13 protein-coding genes are annotated in these 15,967 nt (G+C 66.3%); 3 read left to right on the top strand and 10 right to left on the bottom strand.

Features of this window, described 5'->3' with window-relative positions:
• Positions 1 to 2: 2 nt before the first annotated feature.
• From ACI3KU_RS04835 to ACI3KU_RS04825, 3 genes are read right to left on the bottom strand one after another with little or no spacing between them, the layout of a single operon-like run.
• Positions 3 to 893: a carbohydrate ABC transporter permease gene (locus ACI3KU_RS04835; RefSeq protein ID WP_404921160.1), complete on the bottom strand. Its 891-nt coding sequence runs from the start codon at positions 891 to 893 to the stop codon at positions 3 to 5.
• A gap of 56 nt (positions 894 to 949) precedes the next feature.
• Positions 950 to 1,861, bottom strand: coding sequence for a carbohydrate ABC transporter permease (locus ACI3KU_RS04830; protein WP_404921159.1), 912 nt, complete (start codon positions 1,859 to 1,861; stop codon positions 950 to 952).
• 42 nt (positions 1,862 to 1,903) lie between these two features.
• The gene (locus ACI3KU_RS04825) at positions 1,904 to 3,178 is read right to left on the bottom strand and encodes an ABC transporter substrate-binding protein (protein ID WP_404921158.1); all 1,275 of its coding nucleotides are present in this window, start codon (positions 3,176 to 3,178) and stop codon (positions 1,904 to 1,906) included.
• A gap of 202 nt (positions 3,179 to 3,380) precedes the next feature.
• On the opposite strand from ACI3KU_RS04825, the gene ACI3KU_RS04820 reads away from it, so the two are divergent.
• Positions 3,381 to 4,526, top strand: a complete 1,146-nt coding sequence (locus tag ACI3KU_RS04820; protein ID WP_404921157.1) for an ROK family protein — start codon at positions 3,381 to 3,383, stop codon at positions 4,524 to 4,526.
• Positions 4,527 to 4,579: 53 nt separating this feature from the next.
• Here ACI3KU_RS04820 and ACI3KU_RS04815 read toward each other — a convergent pair whose 3' ends face one another.
• Positions 4,580 to 5,851: an alpha-L-fucosidase gene (locus ACI3KU_RS04815; RefSeq protein WP_404921156.1), complete on the bottom strand. Its 1,272-nt coding sequence runs from the start codon at positions 5,849 to 5,851 to the stop codon at positions 4,580 to 4,582.
• A 156-nt stretch (positions 5,852 to 6,007) separates the two neighbouring features.
• Between ACI3KU_RS04815 and ACI3KU_RS04810 the strand changes: the two genes are divergently transcribed.
• Positions 6,008 to 6,361 carry a hypothetical protein gene (locus ACI3KU_RS04810; protein ID WP_404921155.1) on the top strand — a complete coding sequence of 118 codons (354 nt, stop codon included), beginning with the start codon at positions 6,008 to 6,010 and terminating at the stop codon, positions 6,359 to 6,361.
• A 148-nt stretch (positions 6,362 to 6,509) separates the two neighbouring features.
• On the opposite strand, the gene ilvC is transcribed toward ACI3KU_RS04810, so the two are convergent.
• The 5 genes from ilvC to ACI3KU_RS04785 all read right to left on the bottom strand — a co-directional run bounded on the left by ilvC (position 6,510) and on the right by ACI3KU_RS04785 (position 13,012).
• Positions 6,510 to 7,535: a ketol-acid reductoisomerase gene (gene ilvC / locus ACI3KU_RS04805; protein WP_404921154.1), complete on the bottom strand. Its 1,026-nt coding sequence runs from the start codon at positions 7,533 to 7,535 to the stop codon at positions 6,510 to 6,512.
• 55 nt (positions 7,536 to 7,590) lie between these two features.
• Positions 7,591 to 8,100 carry an acetolactate synthase small subunit gene (gene ilvN, locus ACI3KU_RS04800; protein ID WP_404921153.1) on the bottom strand — a complete coding sequence of 170 codons (510 nt, stop codon included), beginning with the start codon at positions 8,098 to 8,100 and terminating at the stop codon, positions 7,591 to 7,593.
• A 2-nt stretch (positions 8,101 to 8,102) separates the two neighbouring features.
• Positions 8,103 to 9,905 carry an acetolactate synthase large subunit gene (locus ACI3KU_RS04795; protein WP_404921152.1) on the bottom strand — a complete coding sequence of 601 codons (1,803 nt, stop codon included), beginning with the start codon at positions 9,903 to 9,905 and terminating at the stop codon, positions 8,103 to 8,105.
• A 915-nt stretch (positions 9,906 to 10,820) separates the two neighbouring features.
• Entirely contained in the window at positions 10,821 to 11,597 is a 777-nt protein-coding gene (otsB, locus tag ACI3KU_RS04790) for a trehalose-phosphatase (RefSeq protein ID WP_404921151.1), read from the bottom strand.
• Positions 11,594 to 13,012: a trehalose-6-phosphate synthase gene (locus ACI3KU_RS04785; RefSeq protein WP_404921150.1), complete on the bottom strand. Its 1,419-nt coding sequence runs from the start codon at positions 13,010 to 13,012 to the stop codon at positions 11,594 to 11,596. The genes otsB and ACI3KU_RS04785 overlap by 4 nt, the downstream gene beginning before the upstream one ends.
• Positions 13,013 to 13,403: 391 nt before the next feature.
• Between ACI3KU_RS04785 and ACI3KU_RS04780 the strand changes: the two genes are divergently transcribed.
• Entirely contained in the window at positions 13,404 to 13,646 is a 243-nt protein-coding gene (locus ACI3KU_RS04780; protein WP_404921149.1) for a hypothetical protein, read from the top strand.
• 8 nt (positions 13,647 to 13,654) lie between these two features.
• On the opposite strand, the gene ACI3KU_RS04775 is transcribed toward ACI3KU_RS04780, so the two are convergent.
• Positions 13,655 to 15,214: a DUF222 domain-containing protein gene (locus tag ACI3KU_RS04775; RefSeq protein ID WP_404921148.1), complete on the bottom strand. Its 1,560-nt coding sequence runs from the start codon at positions 15,212 to 15,214 to the stop codon at positions 13,655 to 13,657.
• Positions 15,215 to 15,967: the final 753 nt, after the last annotated feature.

The following is a 15,967-nucleotide window of genomic DNA, read 5'->3' as shown; positions in this document are numbered from 1 at the left end:
GGTCAACGACCACCCATGCCGGCCATCGCGATGCCCTTGACCAGGTGCTTCTGCAGCACGATCACCAGCAGCGTCGTGGGGATCATCGAGATGATGGCCGCGGCCATCTGCAGATCCCAGCGCGTGCCGTTCTGTCCGGCGAAGCTGGCCAGACCGATCGGCAGCGTGCCGAGCGCGGAGGTGTCGCTGACCACGATGAGCGGCCACAGGTAGCTGTTCCAGAACGACAGGAACGTGAACACGGCGAGCACGGCCACGGCCGACTTCGACAGCGGCAGGATGATGCTGAGGAACGAGCGCAGCGGATTGGCCCCGTCCACGCGGGCCGCCTCCTCCAGCTCGAACGGGATCCCACGGAAGAACTGGCGCATCAGGAACGTGCCGAACGCGCCGAACGCGAAGGGCAGCACCAGCGCCTGGATCGTGTTGACCCAGCCGAAGTTCTGCATGAGCTGGAACATCGGGATGACGAGGACTTCAGCCGGAACCATCAGGGTCGCGAGGAACAGGATGAAGACCGCGTCGCGGCCCTTCCAGCGCAGGCGACCGAACGCGTAGCCGGCCGCCGTGGACACGATGATCACCACGAGCGTGCCGAGGATCGCCACGACGAACGAGTTCACGATGTAGTGCACGAAGGGGCCGTACTGGAACACGTCGACGAAGTTGGACCACTTCACCTGCGAGCCGATCAGCGTCGGCGGCATGGAGAAGATCTCGACGTTCGGCTTCAGAGCCGAGAAGAACGCGTAGATGAGCGGTGCGACGAAGATCAGCGCGGCGATGTAGATCAGCACGTGAGCGAGGATGAGTCGCACCTTGGCTGCCGGCGTGGTCTCTGCACCGCGCTTGCGCGGGCGCAGAGCGGGAGAACGCAGGGTTTCAGTGCTCACGACGCACCCCGTTCTGCTGGGCGGGTGAACCGAGGATCAGGAGAGCATTCAGGGTTTCAGTGCTCATAGTGCACCCACTTCTTCTGTGCGGTGAACTGCAGGCCCGTGATCACGATGATGATGGCGAACAGGATCCAGGCGCCGGCGGCCGCGAGTCCGAGGTCGCCGAAGGTGAAGCCCTGCTCCCAGATGTACATCACGAGCGGTTTGGTGGCGTTTCCTGGCCCGCCGCCGGTGAGCAGCTGCGGTTGGGCGAACACCTGGAGGGACGTGATCATCGTCATGATCGCCGCGAAGAACACGGACGGCGAGATCATCGGCAGGATCACGCTCCACACGCGGCGGAAGCCCTGCGCTCCGTCGATCGCCGCGGCCTCGAGCACGCTGTCGGGCAGCTGCTCCAGCGCGGCGGAGAAGATCAGCATGTTGTAGCCCAGCCCCTGCCACACGCTCATCGCGACGACCATGATCATCGCCCAGGCGGGGTCGGCCAGGAAGTTGGGGAGAGTGATGCCGAAGAACGACTGCGAGACGCCGTTGAACAGGCCCTGCGGCTGCAGCATCATCTTCCACACCAGCACGTTGGCCACCATGGGGGTGACCACGGGGATGAAGAAGAGAACGCGCAGTGCGCCGCGGCCGCGGATGCGCGGGCCGAGCCCGAGAGCGAGCGCCAACGAGAGCGCGATGCTCGGCGGGACGTAGAGGATCGTGTACACCGCGGAGTTGCGCAGCGCCGGCCAGAAATCGGGGCTCTTGCTCGGATCGAACAGCTTCGCGTAGTTGGCGAAGCCGTTGAAGGTGCGATCGCCGAACACGGGCCAGTCGAAGACGCTCATCACGATCGAGAGCCCCACCGGGACAATCGTGAACAGGGCGAGCCCCACCAGGGCTGGGCTTGCGAAGCCCAGCGCCCAGCGGGACTCGACCCGCGCGAGCGACCCTCGACGATTCTTCGTCTTGGTCATCTTGCTTTCTCTCGGTTCACTGCGGAGACGTACCGGGGTACGTCAGTTGCCGAACTGCGACTGCGCGTTCTTCAGCAGGTCCGCCATGGTCATCTGACCGCTGTAGACGGACACCAGGTTGGGCTGGATGTAGTTGTCGAGCTTGTCCCAGTTCTTCGTCATGTACAGCGGCGTGGTGCTGGCGAAGGCTGCCTCGAACACGGACTTGACCTGGTCGCGGTACTTCTCATCGATCGAGTCGAAGTACAGCGGCTGCGACTCGGTGCGCGCCGGGAAGGAGCGGCCCGAGGAGGCGATGTAGTCCTGCGCGTCCTTGCCGAGGAGCGATCCCATGACCTTCAGTGCGGCCTCGGGGTTGTCGCAGGTCTTGGCGATGCCGTAGCCGGAGCCGAGGATCGGGCCGACGCTGCCCTTGGCGCCCGCGGGAAGCGGTGCCATGCCCGCGGCGAAGCCAGACTCGTTGGTGAGGTAGCTGACGGCGTTCCACGTGCCGTCAACGGCCATCGCGGCGTTTCCACTGGAGTACTGATCCTCGCCCCAACCGGTGTCGGAGGCGGAAGCCACGGGGGCGGCGACCTTCTTGTCGGTGACGAGGCCGGCGTACCACTCGGCGGCCTTCACGAAGTCCGCGTTGTCGATCTCGAGCTTGCCGTCGGCGTTCGCGGGCTGCGTGCCGGACATCGAGATGGGAAGGGACACCCACTGGTAGCCGCCCATGCCCATGCCGAAGCCGAACTTGCCGTCCTTGGTGGCTGCGGCCGCGGTCTTGTCGAAGTCGTCGAAGCTCCAGCCGATCTCCGGGGTGGGGGCGCCCGTCGCGGTCAGCATGTCCTGGTTGTAGTAGACGAGCATCGTGGCCACATCGAAGGGCAGACCGTAGAGCTTGCCCTCGAAGCCGAGGATGCCGTCGGCACCCACGTTGAAGTCGGCGAGGTCCAGACCGGCGGTCTTGAGGTCCTCATCGCTCAGCTCGCGGAAGCCGGCGGTGTAACCGCCCAGCTGGGCGCCGCTCATACCCGAGACGCACGCCATGTTGCCGGAAGCCATGTTCGTGGTGAGCTTGGTGAAGTAGTCGCCCCACGGAGCGGTCTGCAGCTTGATGTTGATGTCGGGGTTCGCCTCCTGGGCGAACTTGACCTGCTCCTGGAGAGCCTTGGTGTCGGACTCGCTGCCCGACCACATGTCGACGACGATGGTGGGCTTGTCGCCCGAACCGCCGGAGCCCGCGTTCGACCCGTCAGAGCCGCCGGAGCAACCGGTCAGCACAACAGCGATGCCGGCGGCTGCCGCCACCGCGCCCACGCGCAACTTCTTCATTGAATGCCTCCTCGGCGATTGGGGACACTTAGTTCGAGTATCGAACCAAGCTGGTGCAGTTGTGTGTAAAGTCACCATGTCAGAGTTCGATGATCGACACAAGTCGAACATCGGACCTTTACCGAAGCTTGATTTATCGTCATGCTGCATCTTTCGCGCTTTTCGGCCGATAACGTGGCAGAACGCTCGACAGAAAGATCCCATGTCTTCCGTGACTCCTGCCTCGTCCGACGATGCCGCCCTGCGCGCTGCGCTCCGTCTTGTCGCGCACGGCGCGGCCACCTCGCGCTCCGAGCTCGCCGAGCGACTCGGTCTCGCGCCCTCGACAGCCGGGCTCCGCGTTCAGACGCTCATCGATGCCGGACTCCTGCGCGAAGGTGCCGACGGCGCGTCACGCGGGGGGCGACGCCCCCGAACCCTCCACGTCGATGACGAGGCCGGTGCGATCCTGACCGTGGATCTCGGCGGCGGTCATGCCCGAATCGGCCGCCACACGCTGAGCGGCGCACTACAGGATGTCGTCAGCGTTCCCGTGAACCTCGCCGACGGACCGCGCGCGACGATGGCGTTGGTTGAGGCAGCGTTCGACCAGATCGCCGGCGGCTCCCGCATCCTGGCGATCGGGGTGAGCCTTCCGGGTCCGGTGGATATCGAGACGGGGACTGTGGTGCAGCCTTCCCGCATGCCCGGCTGGCCGGGATTCCGCGTGGACGAGCACCTTCACGCGCGCTACAGCGCCCCGGTTGCGGTGGACAACGACGCCAACCTCGCCGCGCTCGGCGAGCACCGGGTTCATTTCGGCACCACCCACCACAGCATCACCGTGAAGGCCGGCACCGCGATCGGGTCCGGCATCATCGTCGACGGCGAGGTGCACCGGGGCGCGACGGGTGCCGCGGGCGACATCACGCACACGCGCATCGACGGCAGCGGCGATCTGCCGTGCTCCTGTGGAAACACCGGCTGCCTCGAGACGGTGGCCAGTGGCGCCAGCCTGCTTCGCCAGGCTCAGGCCGCGGGCCTCGACGTTCGTACCCCCGCCGAGGTGATCGCGCTCGCCCTCGATGCGGAGCCGGTCGCCACCACGCTGGTGCGAACCGCGGGTACGCACCTCGGCCAGGCGCTCGCGGGTGTCGTGAACTTCTTCAACCCGCACGCGGTCTTCCTCACGGGCAGCCTGACGGTCGCGGAGCCGTTCCTGGCCGCAGTGCGCAGCCGCGTGTATGAGGTCTGCCACCCGCTGGCGACCAAGTCGCTGCGGATCGAGGCCGCGCAGACGGGCGCGGACGCGATTCTGTTCGGCGCCGCGGATCTCGCCCTGGGCCTCGTCGAGATCCCGCAGAACTGACGGACGCCCGCTGACCCCCGCGCGTCGCGGGGGTCAGCGGGCGGCCCCGTCCGTCAGACGCCGTCGGCGAGGCGCAGTTCGATGACCGGCACCAGTACGTCCGGTCGGCGAACCGGCAGCTGGACCGTGAGCGTCCCTTCCGCCTCGCCAGCGGGAGTCATGAGTCCCGCGATCTGCTCGGGATCGCTGACCGACGTCTTCAGCCACGAGCCATCGTTCAGCAGGCGCGCGTAGGTCACCTTCCCGGCCAGCTCGGGCAGGTGCACGAAGCCCAGCGGCCAGGAGAACAGGTGGAGGTAGAGCCGGTCGCCGCGGCGCGTGTACACGCCCTCGCGCGGCGGAACGAAGTCCGCGTGTCCGGCGCCCACGATCGCGTCGCGGTGCAGTTGCATCCAATCCCCGATCGCAGTCAGCGTGGCGACGTCGCGTGGCGGGATGGCACCGCGCCCATCGGGACCGGTGTTCAACAGCATGTTGCCGCCCATCGACACCGAGTCGGCGAGCATCTGCACGAGCAGTGTGGCCGACTTCTGATCGGTGTTGTCGCGGTGGTAGCCCCAGGAGCCATTCAGCGTCTGGCACGCCTCCCACACCTGCGCGGTGCCGTCGGCGGCGAAGATGGGGGCGGTGGGCTGATACTGCTCCGGGGTCACGAAGTCGGCGGGGATGCCCAGGCGATCGTTGACCAGCATGGCCGGCTGCAGCTCGCGGCAGAGCGCCAGCAGCGCCTCGGCGTCCCAGTCCTCCGGCCCCTTGCCGTTCCAGCCCTGCTGAGATTCGGGGTAGGTGAAGTCGAAGAAGAGGTAGTCGATGTCGCCGTACTCGGTGAGCAGCTCACGGACCTGGCCGTGCAGGAACTCCCGATAGCGCGACATGTCGCGTCCCTCGTTCAGGGCGTGAGCGTTCTCGTCGTCGCGGCGCGGGTGGTTCCAGTCCACGGTGAAGTCCGGATGGTGCCAGTCGATGACCGAGTGGTAGAGACCGACCCGGACCCCCTCCGCCCGCAGCGCGTCCACGTACTCGCGCACGAGGTCCCGACCACAGGCCACGACACTGGTGAAATCCGTGAGCTTCGAGTCCCAGAGCGCGAAGCCGTCGTGGTGCTTCGTGGTGAGCACGACGTAGCCCATCCCGGTCGCCTTCGCTCGGCGGGCGATCTCGCGCGCATCGAACCGGTCCGGAGCGAAGTTGTCGAAGTACTGGCGATAGTCCTCGTCGGTCAGGCGCTCATAGTTCTGCACCCACTCATGCCGGGCCGCCCCGCTGTACAGACCGAAGTGCACGAACATTCCGAATCGCGCCTCGTCAAACCACTGCTGCCGCATCGTCGCCTCTCAGATCAGGTTGCTCCCATCCTGTCATAGACATCGGATGTATAAGGGCATTCTGCCGTGATCTCGACGATAAACGGCTGGATTGACCCGAGGTGTGCTTCCCCGCACCCCCTCGCGTGTCCGACACACGCCTGCAACACTGGAGACATGTCTCTGGAACTCATCATCCGCTGGGAGGACGGCGAAACGTCCGCTCTCGAACACGGCGAACTGCTCATCGAACAGCTGGACGAGATCGACGCGATCGCGGACGAGCACGACGCGCGCTGGCTGAGCTCATTCGCCGATGACCGCGATATCCCCGAGGACTTCGCGGGCGACCCGGAGCAGCTGGCCGAGCTGCTCGGTCCGAACCCGATCTGGCACACCCCTACGGAGGCAGCCGCCGCGATCCATCAGCTGGCGGAGCTGACGAGCGGGCCGATCGCCGATGGCCTGCGCGAGCTCTCCACCCTGTTGCGCCGGGACACCCGAGCCTTCCAGCTCGACGTCCTGCTCTGATCGGTTCTCTGGGACTCTGATCGGCTCCGGGGACTCTGATCGGTTCTTGGGACTCTGATCGTTCCGGGGACTCTGATCGTTTCCCGGAAACGCGGTTCCGGGAAACGCCGAAGGCGGGACCGGAAACCGGCCCCGCCTTCGCGAGGGATCAGCGTGCTGCGTTGCCCTCGGTGTAGTCGTCGTCCGTCTTTGTCCAGGCGAACAGAGCGCGCAGCTCCTTGCCCGTGGCCTCGATGGGGTGCTCCTGCTCCTTGGCACGCAGGGCGAGGAACTCGGGCGCACCGGCGTCCTGGTCCTCGATGAAGCGCTTGGCGAAGGCACCGGTCTGGATGTCCGTGAGGATGTCCTTCATGTGCGCCTTGACGTTGGCGTCCACCACGCGGGGGCCGGAGACGTAGTCGCCGAACTCAGCGGTGTCGGAGATCGACCAGCGCTGCTTGGCGATGCCACCCTCCCACATCAGGTCGACGATGAGCTTCAGCTCGTGCAGCACCTCGAAGTACGCGATCTGCGGCTGGTAGCCAGCCTCGGTCAGCGTCTCGAAGCCGGCCTGCACCAGGTGGCTCATGCCACCGCAGAGCACCGCCTGCTCGCCGAAGAGGTCCGTCTCGGTCTCCTCGGTGAAGGTGGTCTTGATGACGCCGGCGCGGGTGCCGCCGATAGCCTTCGCGTACGACAGCGCCGTTGCCCAGGCGTTGCCCGAGGCGTCGTTCTCGACAGCGATGATGTCGGGGATACCGCGACCCGCGACGAACTCGCGACGTACCGTGTGGCCCGGGGCCTTGGGGGCGATGAGGATGACGTCGACGTCCTTCGGAGCGTCGATGTAGCCGAAGCGCACGTTGAAGCCGTGCGCGAACGCCAGCGTCTTGCCCGCGGTCAGGTTCGGCTGGATCGAGTCGGCGTAGATGCCACGCTGGTGCTGGTCCGGCGCGAGGATCATGATGAGGTCGGCCCATGCGGTGGCGTCGGCGACGTTCTTCACCTCGAAGCCCTCGTCCTGTGCCTTCTGGGTCGACTTCGAGCCGTCCTTGAGGGCGATGACGACCTCGACACCCGAGTCGCGCAGGTTCTGCGCGTGGGCGTGGCCCTGGGAGCCGTAGCCGACGATCGCGACCTTCTTACCCTGGATGATCGACAGGTCTGCGTCTGCGTCGTAGAAGATCTCAGTCACTTCTTGCATTCTCCTTGTTCGTGAAACACGTTCTGATGGAAGTTGGGATGGCTGCTCAGCCGCGCAGCACGCGCTCGGTGATGCTCTTGCCGCCGCGGCCGATGGCGAGCAGGCCGGACTGGGCGAGCTCCTTGATGCCGAAGGGCTCGATCGCGCGGAGGAAGGCATCCACCTTGCCCGAGTCGCCGGTCACCTCGACCACCACCGCATCGGGCGCGTAGTCGACCACCTGGGCGCGGAAGAGGTTGACCACCTCGAGCACGTTGGAGCGCGTGCTGTTATCGGCGCGCACCTTCACGAGCATGTGCTCGCGCTGCACGGAGGCCGTCAGCTCCAGCTCGACGATCTTGATGACGTTGACCAGCTTGTTCAGCTGCTTGGTCACCTGCTCGAGCGGCTGGCTCTCGACGTCGACCACCACCGTGATGCGGGACAGACCCGGCACCTCGGTGACGCCCACGGCGAGGGACTGGATGTTGAACCCGCGGCGGGCGAACAGCCCCGCGACACGGGTCAGCAGACCGGGCTTGTCCTCCACCAGGAGGCTCAGCACATGGCTCGACATGATCAGATCTCCTCGTCGAAGGCAGGCGCGTTCTCGCGTGCATATTGAATGAAGCTGTTCGAGACGCCCTGCGGGACCATCGGCCACACCATGGCGTCCTTGGAGACGACGAAGTCGATCACCACGGGACGGTCGTTGGTCTCCAGCGCGAGCTTGATGGCCGCGTCGACCTCGTCTTCCTTCTCCACGCGAATGGCGAGAGCGCCGTACGCCTCACCCAGCTTCACGAAGTCGGGGATGCGGACACTCGCGTGCCCGGTGTTCAGCTCGGTGTTGGAGTACCGGCCCTCGTAGAAAAGGGTCTGCCACTGCTTCACCATGCCAAGGGAGGAGTTGTTGATGATCGCGACCTTGATCGGGATCTCATTGATCATGCAGGTGGCCAGTTCCTGGTTGGTCATCTGGAAGCAGCCGTCACCATCGATGGCCCACACCACGCGGTCGGGCTCTGCGACCTTCGCTCCCATGGCGGCGGGAACCGAGTACCCCATGGTGCCGGCGCCTCCCGAGTTCAGCCAGGAGTTCGGACGCTCGTACTTGATGAACTGCGCCGCCCACATCTGGTGCTGACCGACACCGGCCGCATAGACGGCTTCGGGACCGGAGAGCTCGCCGATGCGCTGGATCACGAACTGCGGCGACAACAGGCCATCGGTGGTCGGAGCGAAGCCCAGCGGGAACTCGGCGCGCAGACCGTCCAGGTAGCTCCACCACTCCTCGGTGTCCGGCTTCGCGCCGCCGAGCTGGCCCCGGAACGCGGCGTCGAGATCGATCAGCACGTCGCGGACATCGCCCACGATCGGCACGTCGGCCGCACGGATCTTGCCGATCTCGGCGGGGTCGATGTCCACGTGCACGACCTGCGCGTGCGGGGCGAACAGCTCGGCCTTGCCGGTGACACGATCATCGAAGCGGGCACCCAGAGCGATGATCAGGTCGGACTCCTGCAACGCGAGCACCGCGGGAACCGTGCCGTGCATGCCCGGCATGCCGAGATGCTGCGGGTGTGAGTCGGGGAACGCGCCGCGGGCCATGAGGGTGGTCACGACTGGTGCGCCGGTCGACTCGGCGAGCGTGCGCAGCTCCTCGGACGCGCGGGCGCGGATCACGCCGCCACCCACGTAGAGCACGGGCTTGCGCGCCTCGGTCAGCAGCTGTGCCGCTGCCTGGATCTGCTTGCCGTGCGCCTTGGTCACCGGGCGGTAACCCGGGAGGTCGATCTTCGGCGGCCAGATGAAGGGCGCCTCGGCCTGCTGCGCATCCTTGGTGATATCCACCAGCACCGGACCGGGACGGCCGGTCGATGCGATCTCGTAGGCCGCGGAAATCGCCCCCGGGACTTCCTCGGGACGAGTCACCAGGAACGAGTGCTTGGTGATGGGCATCGTGATTCCCACGATGTCCGCCTCCTGGAAGGCGTCGGTTCCCATCAGCGTGGAGAAGACCTGGCCCGTGATGGCGAGAATCGGCACCGAGTCCATGTACGCGTCGGCGATAGCGGTGACGAGGTTGGTCGCACCGGGCCCTGAGGTCGCGATGGTCACGCCGGTCTTGCCCGATGCGGACGCGTAGCCCTCGGCAGCGTGTCCACCACCCTGCTCGTGGCGAACCAGGATGTGGCGGATCTTGGTGGTGTCCATCAGCGGGTCGTAGACCGGGAGGATCGCGCCGCCGGGAAGGCCGAAGACGTCCGTGACGCCGAGGAGCTCGAGAGTGCGGACGACAGCTTCAGCTCCCGTGAGCACGGGCGCAGTAGCGGTGCGAGCTGGCGGCCGGGGAACGGCCGAGGCGGAGGCGTCGGACATGATGCATTCCTTGTGTTCGTGTGCGGATGAGAAAGACTGTGCGGCCGTCAGCTGCAGCGGCGGCTGAGCGGACTCAGCGGCGGCCGGAGGACGTGGCCTGTACGCGTCGGGTGGAGCGCGGATATTTCGGCGTCCGATGAGACTCACCGGAGCCCAGCTCGTCTCCCCCGACGAGTGAATCCGGGGAGAGAGCCGCGATATCGACCCGATTCAGATCACCATCGCGCACGAACAGGGGAAAGACATTCGCCCGATCGAGTGCTCTGCGCTCATCTCCGGGTCCGGTTGTGCCGACATCGGGGTGAGCGTGCATCAAGCGTAATACATGATTCGCATCCTGCCCGCCACCGCGCCCCCACGGCATGCATCGCGCGGACACACGACGTGCGTCCGAGTGCGATGCGGCGGGCATACCGAGAGTCTACGGCCCGCCGCCCGCCCTGCGGTGCCACCTGTGGTGGGCAGGTTCGCCGGGCTCAGGAAGCCGGGTCAGTAGGGCGTGACCGCGGGCCTGCTTTCGGAGATGACTGACCGATCACGTCGAGGACCACCGCGAGGTTCCCTTGCCGCATCGCGCAGCAACACGCGACGCCAGGCCTCCCGTTACTCGAATCGAAGTGACCACGTTCCGCACCACAGCGGGTGCGGGATGCTGGCGCGTCGCTCGCCGTCGAACCTCACGGTTGGCGCGAATCACCGCGAACCCGTGCAGCACCACCGCACGTTCGACACGTCCGCAACACCAGCAACAAGCGAGAACAAGCCTTCCGACGCTCGGATTAATGCGATCACGCTCCGCACCACGGCGAAGGCCCAGGAGTCAGCAACACGGGCCGCCACGCGCCCCGTTACTTGCATCGAAGTGACCACGTTCCGCACAACAGCGGGAGCGGGATGCTGACGGGTCGCTCGCCGTCAAACCTCGCGGTTCGCACGAATCGACGCGATCACGTTCAGCACCACCGCGAGTTCCGCGGGTCCCGAGACGCTGAGCCGCGCGGACGTCTCGCCGTCCCCGACGCGGATCCCGAGGTCATCCGGTCGCAGCGAACGCAACGCATCCTCGTCGGTGATGTCGTCGCCAGCGAACAGCACCGCTGTCGCGGCGGTGAGCTCGCGGAGGTGTGCGACGGCGTCGTCCTTGCCTTCATCGCGCCAGGCGTACTCGATGACGTCGTGTCCCTCGCGACGGCGCCAGCCGGAGCCCGCCATCAGCTCGTCGATGCGGCGCCCGGCATCGTGAGCCACCGCAGGTGCAGCAAGTCGGGTGTGCAGGGCGAATCCCGCGCTCTTCTCCTCAATGCGGACGCCCCCGAGGTCGGCGACCGTGGCGATTGCGCGATCGCGCAGCAGTGGTGCGTCGGCGGGTTCTTCCAGCGCATCCTGCTCGCCGTCCGCGAGGGCTGCCGGGAGCAGGTACTCCGCGCCGTGGGAGCCGGCGAGCAGGATCGGCGACACCGGAGGACGTTCGGTGATGATCTGGAGATCTCGGAGCGAGCGACCCGACACGAACGCCACATAGGTGTCGTCCATCCGACTCAGGGCATCCAGCACAGCCGTGGCCTCCGGAATCGCGCGGACCGACATGGGGTCATCAGCCAGCTCGGAGACCGTGCCGTCGAAGTCGAGGGCCACGAGCAGGGTCTCGGTGGTCGCGATGGAGCGGACTTCTTCGATGATCCGGGGGGTCATGCGGATTCCCCCGCTCGCACCTTCTCCATGGCGGAGAGGAACGCCGCGGACCAGGCTTGCACGTCGTGCTTGAGCACCTTGCGCCGCATGGAGCGCATGCGGCGCCGCTGCTCAGCATGGGGCATGTTCACGGCCGTCATGATGGCGTCCTTCAATCCGTCGATGTCGTGCGGGTTGACGAGCAGTGCGGTGGTCAGCTCATCGGCAGCACCGGCGAATTCGCTCAGAACCAGCACGCCCCGGTCGTCGTCGCGCACCGCCACGTACTCCTTGGCGACGAGATTCATGCCGTCCCGGAGGGCGGTGACCAGCAGCACATCCGCTGCGAGGTAGAGCGCGGCCATCTCCTCCTTCGGATAGGAGTGGTGCAGGTAGCGGATCGCGGTGTGATCGAGCGTGTCGTAGGTTCCATTGATACGACCGACCATGAGCTCGATCTCATCACGGAGGTCTGCGTAGGCGTCGACGCCTTCACGCGACGGGCTCGCGACCGTGATGAGAGTGGCATCTGCGACGCTCAGTCGCTCATCGCCGAGGAGTTCGCCGAACGCCTTCAGACGGTGACGGATGCCCTTGGTGTAGTCCAGCCGATCCACACCGAGGAGGATGCAGCGCGGATTGCCCACGCTTTCGCGGATCTCCTGGGCTCGCGCCACCACGGACGGTCGGTGCGTGAGTTCGGCGTAGCTGGCGGTGTCGATCGAAATCGGGAACGCCTTCGCCAGCACGGTGCGGGTGCCGCCGTTCTCCGTGGGGACGGTGATGTGCGACGCGCGGGATTCGACCTGCAAGAGTCGGTGCGCGGTGGTCTGGAAGTTGCGCGCGTCGCTGTGGCGTTGGAAGCCGATGACGTCGGCGCCGAGCAGTCCGCGCAGCACCGGAACCCGCCAGGGCAGTTGCATGTAGATGCCGCTCGCGGGGAAAGGGATGTGGTGGAAATAGCCGATGGTGACGTCGGGCCGCAGCTCCCGGACCATCTGGGGCACCAGCTGGAGCTGGTAGTCGTGGACCCACACCGTACCGCCGGGGGCAACGGCCTCCGCCGCACGCGTCGCAAAGCGACGATTGACGCGGACGTATGCGTCCCACCACACGCGCCGGTAGCGGGGCGAAGCGATGACGTCGTGGTACAGCGGCCAGAACGTGTCGTTGGCCATTCCCTCGTAGTAGTCCGCGACGTCCGCCTCGGTCAAAGTGATCGGAAGCAGCCGAATCCCGTCCGCGTCGAATGGCTCGAGATCGAGATCAGCGCGCCCCGGCCAGCCGACCCACGCACCGTTCACTGTCTTCATGACCGGCTCCAGTGCCGCGACGAGGCCACCGGGCGACGTTCGCCAATGCGTCGACCCATCTGGTTCGACGATGCGATCGACGGGAAGACGGTTAGCGACGACGACGAGCTCCGGCTTAGGCACGCGGTCCTCCTGACTGTTGGTCTCGGGTGCGTGGACTCACCCAGGCTAGTGCGAGAGCCAGAGGGTTTGGTGGATGCGCGGGCGGGTGGCGGTCCAGCACCGCATGTGTTATGCATACCCGCTTCTTTCGTCTCTCCGTGGGCGGATTTCGATGCCGACCAACCTCATGTGCTGCGGCCACGCGCTCGCCCGTCGACCGCAGAGCCGAGTTCGGCTCGTGCGAGCTTCCCGCCACAGCGCGCGGGGCGTTCTCCCGGGCGTCCCCCTCTCCAGGTCCGCCACGAACGGGCCGTGAGCAGACCGCTGGAAGCGGCACGCGTCTGCCGCTCCGACATCCTTCCCCACGCCATGAATCGTCCCGTTTTCCCGCCTCAGCCGATAGATTTGTGGCATGCGCAAGTATCTGTTCGGTACGGGAATCATCGGAGCGATCACGAGCGGCTACTCGCTGCTGCGCGGTACACGCGAGGAGCGGTTCACCTGGCGAACTGTGGTTGCGTGGCTCTCGTGGGGCCTCACGCTCGCCCTTGCGATCGGCACCATCGTGGAGGTTCGACGCGAATCCCGCGGCGACATCGTCGCCCACCCGGAGGCCTCCAAAGAGGAACGCCGCCAGCTCAAGCGCTTCCGCTGACTCCTGGGCTACCACGGAGGTTCCGAGTCTTCTTGGTTCGCGGGGCGCGACGGGCGCTGATTCCCCTCGGCTCCCTCGGAGTGCTCATCAACCGCTGGACCACTTGGCACGAACCCGACCGTCCGCGGCGCGAGTATGTCGAGGTGGGAGCGGTCGAGCGCGGTCACAAACTCCAGATCTCCTCCGGCGAGCGGCTTGATGCTCCACCCGGCGCTGGTCTTCAGTGTGTGGTGTCGGCGGCAGAGTGGTGCGAGGTTCCCGACGTCGGTCTTTCCGCCTTCCGCCCATTCGTGGTTGTGGTCGATGTCTGTGTATCGCACAGGAACCCGACACCCCGGATGCCGACAGTGCTGATGGCGATGGGTTAGGAGTCGTTTCATCTCCGCAGTGGGGCGATAGCGATCTGTCGCGAGAACCGCGCCATGAACGGGATCGGTCACCAGCCGATCCCAACCGGCTGCTCCACCAGCGAGCTGGCGCGCCGTGTCGGCATCGATCGGAATCATGCCGTCAAGCTCGGCCCCGATATCCGTGACGCCCATAAGCGTGAGCGCCGGGACCGAAACGGCCAGTGTCGCCCGAATCGCGCCGATTGCGGTATCAACACTCGTCGGCGTGCTGGTCAGCAGCAGGTCGGCAAGCAGGTCGGCGCGCATCTGGCTGACAGTGCGTACATCCTCATACGGTGGCTGTTTTCCATCGCTCTCGGCAAGATCGGCGCGCCACACGCTGGCGCCCAGCCCGACGGCGGCGTCGCTTTCGGCACTGGGGCCGGCTCCGCCCACGACGCTCGAGGCAACCTCGTCACTCGCGCGTCGGTCGCCTTCGTGTCGTGCCGCACGCTGGCCGCGAAGGGCGTGCGCCATCTGATCGAGTCGGTCCTTCACACCGTGTGCCAGCACAGAGGGAAGGTATGCGTGAAGAGTGGACATGCCATCGAGGTCATCCGTGACCCACACAGTTCGATCCTCGCTTGCGACTCGGTGCCGTTCGGTGATGCCGACCTCCCGCACCTCCTCCGCCACCTGGGCCAGCATTCCACGCAGTCGGTTCGGTGACTCAACTCGCGCGAGAGCCAAAGCGCGCTCGATGTACTCCTCGCGCGCGGCGCCCGCTGGGATGGGCGCCCCGGCGTTCACCACCGCCTCAGCATGCGGCATCAGAATCTCACCTGCCGACAGAGCGGCATGAACCGCGGCAAACTCGTGCACCAGTTGGAATGCGTCGGACATACGGCGCTGAACAGTTCGATCGCTGATGTGGATCACCGCCCCCACCTCGGCAGCCAGTGAGCGCAGACCGAGGTCACCCCTCGAGGACTCCCCCGACGCTCCGGACAGCGTCACGAGATCGGCGAGCATGGCAGCTTCCATAGCATCAGCAGCAGCGCGCGAACGCGTCACGGCGGCGATCGCGTCGATGTAGGAGTTCAACACAACCGGCGTCGCCAGCCACGGGCCGAGCTGCCGCCCCTCCGCGAGCTGAGGGCCCACACTGGTCGATTGCGTGGCGGCCCTCTGCCCACCGTCGGCGGCGAACCGTTCATCGCCTTCAGTATCGAATGTCATGTCTCCATTATTCCCGCCAGCATAGTATTTATGTTCGAGCCTCGGGGATCTGTGGAAACCTCTGGTGACGCACAAGCGCCAGGCGGGCTTCGACGTGCTGCGCTCGCTCAGATCACGAATCGATACGAGCGGATGTCACTCGCCTCAGCTCTGTCCGCCGGAAACCCATCAAATCCGCCCCGCTTCTGCAGGCTGCACAAGCTCCCGTTCACGCGTGACCCGATCCCTCAGGCACCTGGCGCAGTCCTCAGCGCCGCTCCACCCCGTGTGCTGGCACCTCGAGCTCGTTTCCGATGGCTGGAGCGATACGCCGCGTGTTCAGCAGGCGGCCCATCGCCCTCCACACGCCTCACTTGCGCCGCCCGCCGGGGCACCGTCGCGCAGCCCGCCCACACTCCCGTCACTTTGTTCAGCTTTCACTGCTCCACGCACGAGATCTGTGTCCCCTTCACGCACTCGACCGTACGTCCCGCACGACTCGCTCGACCCGCCTCCACTGCCTGCCCGGACTCACCCTCAGCCAAGTCCGCGCGACGCACACAAACCCGTGCGACATGAAAGTGCGCGGGCTCCGCTCACCGCCCACGAGATGCCGGACTCCGACGCCTCCGCGTCCAGCCCACCGTGCCAGCACAGACACACCTCAGCACCAGCACCAGCACCAGCACCAGCACCAGCACCAGCACCAGCACCAGCACCAGCACCAGCACCAGCACCAGCACCAGCACCAGCACCAGCACCAGCACCAGCACC

It is taken from the genome of Microbacterium sp. ZW T5_56, from assembly GCF_044987425.1.
GTDB lineage: Bacteria > Actinomycetota > Actinomycetes > Actinomycetales > Microbacteriaceae > Microbacterium.
The sequence above is the reverse complement of the archived record's forward strand: the minus strand, read 5'-3'. Positions and strand labels throughout refer to the sequence as shown.

Bases quoted from the DNA above. Each gene is read 5' to 3' on its own strand.
- ACI3KU_RS04830 (WP_404921159.1), bottom strand. From the start codon at position 1,861: ATGACCAAGACGAAGAATCGTCGAGGGTCGCTCGCGCGGGTCGAGTCC.
- ACI3KU_RS04825 (WP_404921158.1), bottom strand. From the start codon at position 3,178: ATGAAGAAGTTGCGCGTGGGCGCGGTGGCGGCAGCCGCCGGCATCGCT.
- ACI3KU_RS04820 (WP_404921157.1), top strand. From the start codon at position 3,381: ATGTCTTCCGTGACTCCTGCCTCGTCCGACGATGCCGCCCTGCGCGCT.
- ACI3KU_RS04815 (WP_404921156.1), bottom strand. From the start codon at position 5,851: ATGCGGCAGCAGTGGTTTGACGAGGCGCGATTCGGAATGTTCGTGCAC.
- ACI3KU_RS04810 (WP_404921155.1), top strand. From the start codon at position 6,008: ATGTCTCTGGAACTCATCATCCGCTGGGAGGACGGCGAAACGTCCGCT.
- ilvN (WP_404921153.1), bottom strand. From the start codon at position 8,100: ATGTCGAGCCATGTGCTGAGCCTCCTGGTGGAGGACAAGCCCGGTCTG.
- ACI3KU_RS04795 (WP_404921152.1), bottom strand. From the start codon at position 9,905: ATGTCCGACGCCTCCGCCTCGGCCGTTCCCCGGCCGCCAGCTCGCACC.
- otsB (WP_404921151.1), bottom strand. From the start codon at position 11,597: ATGACCCCCCGGATCATCGAAGAAGTCCGCTCCATCGCGACCACCGAG.
- ACI3KU_RS04780 (WP_404921149.1), top strand. From the start codon at position 13,404: ATGCGCAAGTATCTGTTCGGTACGGGAATCATCGGAGCGATCACGAGC.
- ACI3KU_RS04775 (WP_404921148.1), bottom strand. From the start codon at position 15,214: ATGACATTCGATACTGAAGGCGATGAACGGTTCGCCGCCGACGGTGGG.